Origin of the sequence: Pseudomonas sp. zfem003 (genome assembly GCF_032621675.1) — a bacterium.
In the GTDB taxonomy this organism is placed as follows: Bacteria; Pseudomonadota; Gammaproteobacteria; order Pseudomonadales; family Pseudomonadaceae; genus Metapseudomonas; species Metapseudomonas otitidis.
In genome coordinates this window covers 212,454-224,655 of record NZ_JAVYJG010000004.1, presented here as the reverse complement: position 1 = coordinate 224,655, position 12,202 = coordinate 212,454, and the positions used below count along the sequence as shown (strand labels likewise).

9 protein-coding genes are annotated in these 12,202 nt (G+C 66.4%); 3 read left to right on the top strand and 6 right to left on the bottom strand.

The genetic code is table 11. From position 1 onward, the window contains the following. The first annotated feature begins 43 nt into the window (after positions 1-43). Together RTK35_RS10150 and RTK35_RS10145 are read left to right on the top strand one after the other, a co-directional pair. Entirely contained in the window at positions 44-1,222 is a 1,179-nt protein-coding gene (locus tag RTK35_RS10150) for a CBS domain-containing protein (protein ID WP_316907912.1), read from the top strand. 98 nt (positions 1,223-1,320) lie between these two features. Next, positions 1,321-3,411, top strand: a complete 2,091-nt coding sequence (locus tag RTK35_RS10145; protein ID WP_316907911.1) for an alkaline phosphatase family protein — start codon at positions 1,321-1,323, stop codon at positions 3,409-3,411. A 9-nt stretch (positions 3,412-3,420) separates the two neighbouring features. Here the strand turns inward: RTK35_RS10145 and RTK35_RS10140 are convergent, their stop codons facing one another. From RTK35_RS10140 to RTK35_RS10115, 6 genes are all read right to left on the bottom strand, one after another. Beyond that, a complete protein-coding gene (locus RTK35_RS10140; RefSeq protein WP_044399492.1) occupies positions 3,421-4,284 on the bottom strand; it encodes a LysR family transcriptional regulator in 864 nt (287 codons plus the stop codon). Positions 4,285-4,423: 139 nt separating this feature from the next. Further along, positions 4,424-5,815, bottom strand: a complete 1,392-nt coding sequence (locus RTK35_RS10135) for a hypothetical protein (protein ID WP_316907910.1) — start codon at positions 5,813-5,815, stop codon at positions 4,424-4,426. A 293-nt stretch (positions 5,816-6,108) separates the two neighbouring features. After that, positions 6,109-6,528, bottom strand: coding sequence for a hypothetical protein (locus tag RTK35_RS10130; protein WP_182850206.1), 420 nt, complete (start codon positions 6,526-6,528; stop codon positions 6,109-6,111). 224 nt (positions 6,529-6,752) lie between these two features. Further along, positions 6,753-9,005, bottom strand: coding sequence for an acylase (locus tag RTK35_RS10125; RefSeq protein ID WP_269473709.1), 2,253 nt, complete (start codon positions 9,003-9,005; stop codon positions 6,753-6,755). Positions 9,006-9,064: 59 nt separating this feature from the next. Continuing rightward, positions 9,065-10,399: a lysine N(6)-hydroxylase/L-ornithine N(5)-oxygenase family protein gene (locus RTK35_RS10120; protein WP_074972101.1), complete on the bottom strand. Its 1,335-nt coding sequence runs from the start codon at positions 10,397-10,399 to the stop codon at positions 9,065-9,067. 112 nt (positions 10,400-10,511) lie between these two features. Next, complete coding sequence (locus tag RTK35_RS10115; RefSeq protein WP_044399498.1) at positions 10,512-10,991, bottom strand: sigma-70 family RNA polymerase sigma factor; 480 nt, start codon at positions 10,989-10,991, stop codon at positions 10,512-10,514. Between the two features lie 178 nt (positions 10,992-11,169). Between RTK35_RS10115 and RTK35_RS10110 the strand changes: the two genes are divergently transcribed. Beyond that, positions 11,170-12,192 (top strand): FecR family protein, encoded by a 1,023-nt coding sequence (locus tag RTK35_RS10110; RefSeq protein WP_316907909.1) that lies wholly within the window; start codon positions 11,170-11,172, stop codon positions 12,190-12,192. Positions 12,193-12,202: the final 10 nt, after the last annotated feature.

Sequence of the window (12,202 nt, the reverse complement as noted above, 5' to 3'; positions counted from 1 at the left end):
TTCCCTGGGGGCCGCTCCGGCCCCCTTTTTTACGAGACTCGTCATGCCCCCGGAAAGTCGCTGGCGCCGCTGGTCCAGGCGCCTCGCCCCCGTCCCCCGTACCGCACCACCCACCGAATGGCTGCGCGCCTCCCTTGGCGCCTGCGTCGGCCTCGCCCTGTGCTGCCTGGTCACCAGCCACCTGTTCAGCCTCGACGTCACCCTGCGCCTGGCCGCGCCCCTGGGCGCCAGCTCGCTGCTGCTGTTCGCCGTCTCCAGCAGCCCCCTGGCCCAGCCCTGGTCGGTGCTGCTCGGCAACCTGGTGGCGGCCCTGGTGGGCACCGCTTGCGGCCTGTGGATCGACCACACGGTGCTGGCCGCCACCCTGAGCATGGCCTTCACCGTCCTGGCCATGTACAGCCTGCGCTGCCTGCACCCGCCGGGCACCGCCCTGGCGGTGGCCGTGGCCCTGGGCGGCCCGGCATTCGAAGCCCTGGGCTTCGGCGTGGCCTGGCCGGTGCTGATGGGCTCGGCGGTGCTGATCATCAGCGCCCTGGCCTACAACCGCCTGACCCGCGGCGCCCTGGTCAACGCCCCGGCGCAACCGCGCAACGACAGCCACCTCACGGACGACCCGCTGCCCAGCGAGCGGGCCGGCTTCGCCGAAGCCGACCTCGACCAGGCCCTGGCGGACTTCGGCGAGTTCGTCGACATCACCCGCGACGACCTCGAACGCCTGCTGCGCCAGACCGAACGGGTCGCCCTGCGGCGCGGCATGGGCCGGGTCACGGCCGAACACATCATGTCCCGCGACCTGCGCACCCTGTCCCCCGACGCGAGCCTCGCCGACGCCTGGAAGCTGTTCCGCCAGCACCGCATCAAGCTGCTGCCGGTGCTGGACGCCGACGGCGCCCTGGTGGGCGTGGTCACCCCCACCGACCTGTTGCACCACGGCCATCGCGACCCGTCCGTCTCGCTGCTCGCCCGCCTGCGCCCGCAGCAGGTACGCGTGCGCCAGCTGATGACACGGGAGGTGCGCAGCGTACGCCCCGACACCGACATCGGCGCCCTGGTCTCCCTGCTTTCCGACCAGGGCCTGCACGGCCTGCCCGTGCAGGACGAACAAGGCCGTCTGGTGGGCCTGGTGACCCAGAGCGACCTCATCGGCGGGCTCTACCGGCACTGGTTGAAGGATGCGGCCCCGGCGCCGCTGACACACGGGGTATCACGCAAGTCCGCCTGACCACGGCACCCGGGTGGCTCGATGCGGTCCAAGCGGCGATGAACAGGCCGCTTCGCTGTCGTACTATGCCCAACCGCTTTCCCAAAACCGTGGTACCGATGCCTGCCGATGCTCCCCTGACCGCCCTGCCCACCGTCCTGGCCGGCCCCCTGCTGCGCCGCGCCGAACCCCGGCGCCTGGTGTTCTGGCTGGTGGCCACGCGCCCGTTACAACCCGTCCTGCTGCTGGAGGTCGACGGCCAGGCCCAGCGCCACGGCCTGGACGCCCGGCAATGCCGCATCCTTGCGGTGGGCCGGCACGCGCATGTGCACCTGATCGACCTGCAACTGGAGGCGTCCCTGCCCCAGGACACGCCCATCGCCTACGACCTGCTGATCGACGGCCAGGGCATTGCCGAGTGGGCGCCGCACTTGCTCTACGGCGAGGCCACCCGGCCCGACTTCGTGCTGCGCTCGCGCATCGACCACCTGCTCCACGGCTCCTGCCGCAAGCCTCATCACCCTGCCCCCGACGGGCTGCTCTGCGCTGACCGCCTGCTGGCCGAAAGGCCCCTGCCGGAACAACGCCCGGCGCTGCTCATGCTCAGCGGGGACCAGATCTACGCCGACGACGTGGCCGGGCCTATGCTGTTCGCCATCCACTCGCTCATCGAGCGCCTGGGCCTTTACGGGGAGTACCTGGAGGGCGCCGTGGTGAGCGACAGCGAAGCGCTCTACCAGCACCCCGCCAGCTACTACCGGCGCGCCGACCTGCTGCCGGCCCTGGAGAGCAACGAAACCCTGCGCGAGCGCTTCTTCGGCGGCGCGCGCAAGCCAATCTTCACCAGCAGCAACGCCGAGAACCACCTCGTCACCCTCGCCGAAGTGCTGGCCATGTACCTGCTGGTCTGGTCGCCGGTGCCCTGGACGCTGGTGGCACCGCAGATGTCCGCACTGGAGGGCGCCTCTAAAAACGTAAGCGAGGCAGACAGCGCAAGGCAAAAACAGGCGAAAAAGCGCAGTTTACGCGGGGTAAATGAGCATTTTGAGCCTGTTTTTAACGCCGCGATGGCAACGCAGGTAGTTTTTAGAGGTGCACTGGACGCGCCCGAGGCGGAACGCTACCACCTCGAAGCCACGCGCCTCGAAGGCTTCGTCGCCGGCCTGCCGGGCGTGGCGCGGGTGCTGGCGCACCTGCCGACGCTGATGATCTTCGACGACCATGACATCACCGATGACTGGAACCTCTCCGCCCAGTGGGAGCAGACGGCCTACGGCCACCCCTTCTCCCGCCGCATCATCGGCAATGCCCTGCTCGCCTACCTGCTCTGCCAGGGCTGGGGCAACGATCCAGACGCCTTCGATGACCTGCAGGATGAACTCGCCGCGCTGTGCGCCAGCCCTGATCCCCATGGCCGGCTGGACAGCACGCAGCTCGACGGCCTGATCGGCCGCCTGCTGGCCTTCAACGGCTGGCAGTACGAGCTGGACACCCAGCCACCGCTACGGGTGCTGGACACCCGCACCCGCCGCTGGCGCAGCGAAGTCGACCTCAAGCGGCCGTCCGGCCTGCTGGACTGGGAGGCCCTGTGCGAGCTGCAACAGGCGCTGCTGGGGCATCCCTCGGCCATCGTCGTATCCCCGGCCCCGGTGTTCGGCGTGAAGCTGATCGAGGCCGTGCAGCGGGTCTTCACCTGGCTCGGTCACCCGCTGCTGGTGGACGCGGAAAACTGGATGGCCCATCGCGGTGCCGCCCAGGTGATCCTCAACATCTTCCGTCACTCACGCACGCCGGGCAGCTACACCATCCTTTCCGGCGACGTGCACTACTCCTTCGTCTACCGCGTGCTCATCCGCCATCGCCAGCAGGGCCCGCAGATCTGGCAGATCACCAGCAGCGGCGTGAAGAACGAATTCCCCCACCGCCTGCTGGACCTGTTCGACCGCCTCAACCGCTGGCTCTACGCGCCCCGCTCGCCGCTCAACTGGTTCACCCAGCGTCGCCGCATGAAGGTGGTGCCCCACACACCGGCCCACAGCCGCGCGGGGGAACGCCTGTGGAACGGCGCCGGGTTGGGCCAGGTGTTCTTCGATAGCGATGGGCGGCCGACGCGGGTGTTCCAGCTCAATGCCAATGGCACCGCACCCACCGAGTTCCTAGAAGACCGCGACGACGTCAGCGACGCCCATCCCCTCGCGCGGCGGGCCTGAACCCGCCGCTCAGAGCACCGCATCCCAGCGCTGGGACCAGTCGATGTCGTCGGCCACCACCTCGCGCAGCACGCCGATGGCCTGCTGCAACAGCGCCGAATCACGGTCACGGGAATAAACGAGGTAGGTCGGGTAGGTGAACTCCGGCGCCCGCTCTACCCGCTCCAGCACGCCACTGTCCAGGTAGCTCTGCACCACCCGCGTGCGGAAATAGCCGGAGCCGCCGTTCTGCAGGATGAACTGCAGGGCCAGCGGCCCGAGGTTCACCGAAACCGCCGCCCGCGCCAGGTCAGGGAGCGCCGCATCGTGCTGCTGGCGGAAGCGCGGGCCCCAGTCCACCTGCACGTAGGGTTCGGGCGCACGGCTGGAGCGGATCTGCACCAGCTTCTCCTCCAGCAGCAACTCCACCTGCATGCCCGGCCAGTACTCGGGCTGGTAGACCAGCGCCGCATCCAGCAGCCCCAGTTCGATCTGCTGCTGCAGGTGCTGGCCGGCGGCCACCTCCACCCGTACCGCGTGGGACGGAATCCGTTCACGCAGGCGGGTCATCCAGCCCAGCAACAGCGGGTTGCTCAGGCTCACCTCACCGCCGATGGCCAGCAGGTCGCGGTAGCCCTTGGGCAGCGGCAGGTCACGCCGGGCGGCCTCCCAGGTCTTCACCAGTTGCGTGGCGTGCCCGACGAACACCTCCCCCTCCGGCGTCAACCGCGCCCCGGCCCGGTTGCGCACGAACAGCCGGCAGCCAAGCTGCCCCTCCAGGTTCTGCACCCGCGCGGTGATGGCGGTCTGGGTCACATGCAAACGCTCCGCCGCCGAGACGAAGCTGCCGCTGCGGGCGATTTCGAGAAAGGTACGTGCCAGGTCGATATCCATGGCAATCCCCGGGCTTTTGAAGGGTGGCTATCTTGAATGGCCCTAGACAGACCAAGGTTTGAGAACAAACGGACTGAGCCGGCAAACAGCAACCCCCTTACCAGCTAGCCGGTAAGGGAGCCTTCATCAGCAGACCAAACTACTTAACGTCTACAAGACGACGATCATCGTAGTAGAAGACGTTCTTATCGGTCTTCATTGAGAGGAAGTAGCCATAGTCGACCAGATAGACATGGTGAAATACCCGCTCGTACTTGTCGCCACCTATACGGCAACTCAACTCCTTGGCCTGGCCACTCAAACCAATATGCAACTCGCTGGCCGACAAGCTCCGCTCCACCGTGCAACGGGTCACCTCGCGCTCGCCACCGTATTCGCCAACAACACTGTTCAGCTTCAGCTCAACTGTGCTGTAGCTCAGCTGAGCCCCCACCGGCATAGCCTGCCAATCTCCGGAAAAATCCAACTCCTTGAGCCAGCTGGTATCAGTCATCCGCGTGAACTTGGAACTGCTCGCCAACTCGATCAGGCCTCGCCAGGTAACTTCGCTGGCTTCGTAGCTTTTCCCGCGAAGGACCTCCTTTATCTGACCACTTTGCGCATCATCAGACAGGAACTTCTCTTCCAATAAGGAAGATGTCTTGCCCTGATAGGTGGAGGTACCTCCGATCTTCAGGTAGCTCAATTTCTTAATGGGCGCGGGCATCTTCAGTGCGTCAATCGCGCCCAGCACTTCTGGGCGTACAGACGGCATATCGAGGGATACGGGGGCTTTGGTCCGTGGCTCGAACGAGGCCAGTTGTCCAAGCCGCTCAGGCGCTGCGCAGACCTGCGCAAAAAGCAACGCATAGTCCGCGGTGCTTGAAGCAATGGGCTGAGCAATAGGGTTGTCGAACACTTTACCGTCGGTCACCAGATTGCCCACATCGAGATCGTAGCCGGCTAGCAGTTTGTAGGTCTGCCCGGCGCAATCGAGAGCAAAGTGCTCACGTTTTTGCCCATAGGGGGCGTTGTAGGGCAAGTCCAGACGGATACTCGGATAGTCGAAACCACCCCAGAATCGGATGATTCCGGACTGGCTACTGAGACTATTGGCGTCCACTAAAATCCAGGTCTTCGACTCACCGCCGCGCACCACTCGCCAGTCTGGCTGCTGTGTATCGGCGCATGCCTGCCGGAAGCTCACATTCTCGCGCAGCGCCTGGCTGAGTTTACCGGTGACCGGCTGTGGGCGCTGGTACTCGACACCTCCTACATAGCGGCGACCCTGAGGGCCATCCAGATAGATCAAGCGAGCTTCATCGCTTGAGCAGGAGGCCTCGATCTGTGCCGCTTGCGGCATATCGCCCTCGGCGCTGCGACTCTCACTGATCTCGAAGTTAAGCTTGTCGCCTTCGCGAAATATGCTGCCGTCATGCAAAGGCCCACTGACTATCCGGTCGAGCCTGGTACTAGACTGCTGCGCAAGACCGGCGCAGCCCATCATCGCAAGCGATGCTGCAATAGGCAGAAAAAAAGCTAATTTCTTCATTGTGTCCCTTGTATTTCCATTCATATAAATGCTCCCTTCAGAAGGGCCTGAAGTAGCCCGTACTTACGGTCGGCCTTCACCGGCTTTGAAGTGAACACGCTGTCCAGAAGCGATCAGATCACCCGCTTGTTTTTCATTGTCTGACCTCTGCAAGCAGCTCACAGAAGCCGCTTCGCATATTACAGGCTCGACAGGCTGAACAGCGCCACGAGTTGCGCTGTGTTTTTGAACAGGCGTAGAGATACTTCAAATTTTCTGAAGCTTTAAAGGAGCGCCACGTTCAAAGGCCCCATTCACCCTGGCAACAGCTCCACTTCGAAATTGCCCTCAGGATCAGAGATACCAATACCGAATGCCTTTGTGCCATCGGGGGAGAAGACCACTACCCTGTCCGGGTAGCCCTCAACTTCATCACGGTAATCCCCCACCGCAACGTCTGCCCCCAACTTCTTCGATAGGCAATCAGCCAGCGCCCACAGCTTCTCATCACGAACATCCAGAACGCTCAAACCGGTTATCAAAACCCCATAACCAACATCACTGAAATAGACGCGCAGAGATACCGAAGACTCCCGCCCCGAATCAGGCAATCCCCAGTACTCGGACTCATCAACCAAATTTTCTACAGGCACACCCAGACACTCTGCCAGCGCTGAACGGACAACATTCAAATCCAGCTTTTGCTTGATGGAAACTTCAAAACAATCAAGCACCTTTCATCCTCCATTAAGAACTCAAGTCACATAACCTGACTCGCATTTTGGTGACCCGCAAAATCCTTCACCATTACGCTCGAAAATTCACTCGCCGAGTAGCCCGGACGTATTAATCAGGCGCCTACCCCCAACAAAGTCCCGCCCAATGCGTACCCACAAAAAACTCAGCCAGCGCATAGCGCTGGCTGAGTCGAGGTTTTACCAGAACGTGCCGCCAAGCATCACTCGCGCTGCAGCACTTTGCGCTCCAGTGCCGGGTCAGCATCGATTTCGCTGTCGCTGAAGGGCAGCGGCTGCCAGGGGTTATCGGCGAACAGGGCGGTCTGGTCGGCGTAGTGGGGCGAGCCGGGGTCGCTGGACTGGGAGAAGGCCAGCAGGCCTCGGGCGCGGGGGCCGTTGGCGTCGAAGGTGACCAGTTGCAGGTAGCTGGTGCCGCTGACCACTTCCAGGCGGTCGCCCTGGTGTTCGCTCTGCATGGCGTTATAGACGCCCAGGTGGCCGTCTGCACCGGGCATGGGGAAGGTTCGGGCGCCGCGGGTGACCTGGTGCAGGTCGCCCCAGCGGGCATCGGCGGGGGCGCCCGAGGCGGCCAGGGCCTCGTTGGCGGCCACCAGGGCCTGGCGCAGCGGTTCGCGGGCGGCCTGTGCGATGCCGCTGGGGGTGTCCAGCGGGCGCGCGGGGTCGAAGGGGTGCTGCCAGCCGTCGTCCAGTTCGAGGAAGGCCTGGGCCGCCTGCTGGAACACCAGCATGCCGAGGCCGCTGTCCACCCGCGCCTTGCCATCCCAGTCGACCAGGGCAGCGCAGGCGCGGCTCAGGTCCGCTTCGCCGGCGTGGGCCTTGCACAGCGCCAGCAGTTCCGGCAGCAGTTCGCCGGCCAGGCCCACCTGGTTGTCGGTGACCATTGCCGCCAGGTCGTCCGCCCGCAGCGGCTGCTGGCCTTGCAAGCGCCCCAGGGCGAAGCGGGCACGGTGAGAGATCGGCGTTTCCCGGCTCACCAGGGGCGAGTAGCCCACCAGGGGGCTCGCCGGGTTGGTCAGCCAGGCGCTGTCGTTGGAGTTCTGCACGAAGTCCTCGCGCAGCAGCACGGGCAACTGCGCGGCCGGGGTGATGCCGGCCTGGGCGGCCCCGGCTTCCCGTTGCCATTCGCAGGCGCTGCGATTGCCTTGCAGGGCGGGCAGGCCCTGCTCCGCCAGTTGCGGGATGACGCACTCGGCGAGCTGCCGGGGCTGCAGGTGCGGCACCACGGATTGGTTCATGTACAGCGCGCGGCCCCGGTCATCCACCGCCAGGGTGTTGACCCAGGGAATGCCCTGCAGGCGCTCGACACTGGCGCGCAGGGCGTTCACGTCGCGGGCCTGGTTCATCGCGTACCACTGCTGCAGCACGCGGGTGTTGCCGAGGTTGGCGTCACGCAGGGCCCAGGCTTCACTGGCCGACCAGTCCAGCTTGCCGGGCCAGTTCAGCAGCGGGCCGAAACGGGATTCGTAGAGGTCGTGGGACTGGGTGACCAGCTCACCGGACGGCTGCCGCACCCGGATCTGCAGGCGCGTGCGGGTCATGGGCTCGTAGCGGCCGTCGACGCGGTAACGGGCCGGGTTCTTCGGGTCCAGCTCCAAGCGGTACAGCGTGAAGTGCGCGGAGGTGTCCACGGTGTGGGTCCAGGCCAGGTGCTGGCCGAAGCCGATGTTGACCACCGGCAGGCCGGGCAGCGCGGCGCCCATCACGTCGAGCTTGCCGGGGATGGTCAGGTGCAGCTGCCAGAAACGCAGCGCCCCGCTCCAGGGGAAGTGCGGGTTGGCCAGCAGCATGGCCGGGCCGTCGGCACTGCGCTGGCGGCCCACGGCCACGGCGTTGCTGCCCCGGTCCAGGCGGAAGCCTTCGACCCGCGCGAGGGTGTGGCCGCTGTCCCGAGCAGCCTGTTGCCGCCCGGGCGGTGCGGCGCCCACCACGGCTTCGGCGAACTGGCCGACACCGCCCTCCACCAGCAGGCGCCGGGTCAGGCGGACCAGGTCATCCGTTTCGATGGGGCGCAGCCAGGCCTGGCCGAGGCAGTGGGTGCGGCCGGCATCGGCTTCGCCCAGGTAGCGGTTGAAGCCCTCGGCATAACCGGCCAGCAGCTCGGTCACCTCGTCGGTCTGGGCACGGCGGAAACCGGCGACCCGCTCAGGGGCGTTCAGCCAGGTGAAGAAGAGGTCGGACGGGACGTTGGCCAGGCCGGCGGAGGACTGCCCGTCCGCGCCGAACCAGCGGGCCCGCTCGCCTCGCGCGGTGATGATCTCTTCGGCCAGCAGGCAGGCGTTGTCGCGGGCGTAGGCATAGCCGATGCCACGCCCGAGGCCACGTTCGTCAGCCGCGCGGATATGCGGCACGCCGTAGGCGGTCCAGCGGATCAGGGTGTCGCCACCGGCATCGGCGGCATGGGACAGGCACGGCGCCAGCAGCAAGGCTGCGGCCCCGGCGACAAGGGTGCGCATGAGCATCGGGGGTTCTCGCGGAGAAAGGGAACGCGCCGGACGAAGCCGGCGCGGGGTGGTCAGCCGGCGATGGCGTAGCTCGGCGCGGTACGCCCGGCAGCACCGGCGGGCTCCAGGTGCTGGTGCAGGGAGGCGGCGATCTCGTCGGCACGGATCGGCAGCACCGACAGCAGGGTATCGCTGAGGCCGTGGCTGGCCTGGCAGAAGCCCTGCATGTACAGCGCGGGGCGGAAGGTGTCGTCGGTGCGCAGGCGGTAGTCGCGGGCCACCTCGAAATCACCCAGCCAGGGCGCCAGGGGTTCCAGCAGCTCGCGGTGGGCCTGGCGCTCGTACCCGGTGGCCAGCACCACCGCGTCGTAGCGGTGGCTGCTCTGCTCGCCAGTGGCAATGTGGCGCAGCACCAGTTCGATGCCATCGGTGGTGGCGGTGGCCCGCTCCACGGCGCTGAGGTTGCGGAAGGCATGGCGGCGCGAGCCGGAGACCTTCTGCCGATAGAAGATGCCGTAGATGCGCTCGATCAGGTCCAGGTCCACCACCGAGTAGTTGGTGTTGTGGTACTCGCGGATCAGCCGCTCACGCTCGGCGGTGGGCTGGCTGAAGATCAGGTCGGTGAACTCGGGGGAGAACACCTCGTTGACGAAGGGGCTGTCATCCGCCGGCTTGAGGGCGGAGCCCCGCAGGATCACGTCCACCTGCACGTTCGGGTAGCTGTCGTTGAGGTCGATGAAGGCCTCCGCAGCGCTCTGCCCGCCGCCGACGATGGCGATGCGCATCGGCTGGCCGCTGGCGCACGGCTGCTGCTGGATGCGCTCCAGGTACTGGGCGTGATGGAACACCCGCGCATCGCCCTTGAGGTGGCGGAAGGCCTGGGGCACGCGCGGGGTGCCGCCGGCGCTGAGCACCACCGCGCGGGTGGTGCGTACCTGGGACTGGCCGTTGGCATCGCGGGAGACCACCCGCAGCGCCTGCACCTGGTTGCCCTCCAGCAGCGGCTCCACCGCCTGGACTTCTTCGCCATAGCGGCACTGGTCGGCGAACTGGCCGGCGACCCAGCGCAGGTAGTCGTTGTACTCCATGCGGCAGGGGTAGAAGGTGCCGAGGTTGATGAAGTCCACCAGGCGGTCGTGCTGGCGCAGGTAGTTGACGAAGGAGTACGGGCTGGTGGGGTTGCGCAGGGTCACCAGGTCCTTGAGGAAGGAAATCTGCAGCTCGCTCTGGTTCACCAGGGTGTTGCCGTGCCAGCGGTAGTCGGCCTGCTTGTCGAGGTACAGCGCGTCCAGAGCGCCCTGCCCGCTGGCGGCACGCTCCTGCAGGGCGATGGCCAGGGCTAGGTTGGAAGGGCCGAAGCCGATACCGATCAGGTCGTGGATGGCGGTGTTGAGGGGCTGGGTCATGTCCTGTGTCCTCTGCTGGCGGGCCGTCGCGGACCGCGGCTGTCATGGGGGACGGCCCGGTGGCCGCCTGCTGACAAGGAACGAGGACTGGGCGGGGAAATTTACCGGCGGCTCAACCGGCCTCCCACTCGCGCATGCGCAGCCGGCAGTGCTTCATCGCATTGACGATGTGCTTCTCCACCAGGCTGCGGGAAATCGCCAGGCGCTCGGCGATCTCCCCGTGGGACAGGCCTTCCAGCTTGCGCAGCAGGAAGGCATCGCGACAGGCCTGGGGCAATTCGTCCAGGGCCCGCCCGAGCATCGACAGGCGCTGATCGCGGGCCAGCAGGCGCTGCGGCGATGGCGCGTGGAAGCGCTCCTCCTCGTCCAGCACCTCCAGCGGCTCGTTGCGGCGGATGACGCTGCGCCGGTGTTCGTCCACCACCAGGTTGAGTGCCGTGCGGTAGAGAAAGGCCCGTGGCGACTCGATGCGCTCTTGACTCGCACGCTCCATCACCCGCAAATACGCGTCATGGGCGACATCCGCTGCTGCCTGGCGGTCTCCGAGCCTGGACTGGAGGAAACGCAGCAGCTCCCGATAGTAGTTTTCCAAGGCGTCCCCCGGCCGCGTTCCACGCGGCCACACCAGTTGAGCGAGATCAACGCCCATCGTCCTACGATGCTGGCAGTCTGAAATGAACTAAATTTATAATAATTCTCATCAAGATTTAAGCCTCAACGACGGATCGCCTTCAGATCACCATGGAACCCAGGTCAAACCGGTAAGCCCGATGAACAAAGCCACCTCCCCCGCCCCCAGCGATCCCCTGGTCGAAGTCGCCGCCCACTGGTGCATGCGACTGCACGCCGAGGATTGCACCGCCGAGGAGCGCGCCGAGTTCCAGGCCTGGATCGACAGCGACCCGGCCAACGCCCTGGAATACGCGGAAATGCTGGAGATCTGGGAGCTCAGCGCCCACCTGCCGCCCAGCACCGCACCTCTCGGCAAGGCTGCACGCCCGACGCCACCCCGGCCCGCCCCGGCCCCGCAGCAGCGCCCGGCCACACCCGTGCGGCGGCGCAGCTTCCTCGCCCGCCACGCCCGCGCACTGGCCTTGGCGGTGGTCGGCCTGCCCCTGGCGGCCTACAGCGGCTGGCTGGCCGGCTGGGTGCCGGACAGCTACCACCGCTACAGCGCCGACGCGAGCATCCAGCGCTTCACCCTGGACGACGGCAGCGAAGTGGAGCTGAACCTCGGCAGCCGCCTGAGCTATGCCAGCTTCATCGACCAACGCCGGGTGGACCTGTCCCGTGGCGAAGCCTACTTCCACGTCAGCCGCGACCCGCAGCACCCCTTCGTGGTGAATGCCGGGGCCGGCTCGATCACCGTCACCGGCACCCGCTTCAACGTCTGGACCTACCAGGACAACGTCGTGGTCACCGTCACCGAAGGCTCGGTCAAGGTGCGCAGTGCCCGCCACGGCAACGACAGCAACCTCTCCCCCGGCATGCAGGCCGCCTTCCGCCCCGGCGACCTGCAGCCCCGCGTCGGCGCGGCAGACCCCGGCAAGGCCCTGGCCTGGCGCGACGGCAAACTGGTGCTGGACGACCTGCCCCTGGCCGACGCCCTGCCGCTGATCAACCGCTACCTCGACCACCCCCTGGTGCTCGGCGATGCCGGCGTCGGCGAGCAGCGCATCGGCGGCATCTACAGCACCCAGGACATCGGCAGCCTGGTCAAGGCCCTGCCCAAGGTGCTGCCGATCCGCCTGGCTACCCAGGACGACGGCCGCGTGGTGATCCACGCCCGCTGAGCCGGCACCC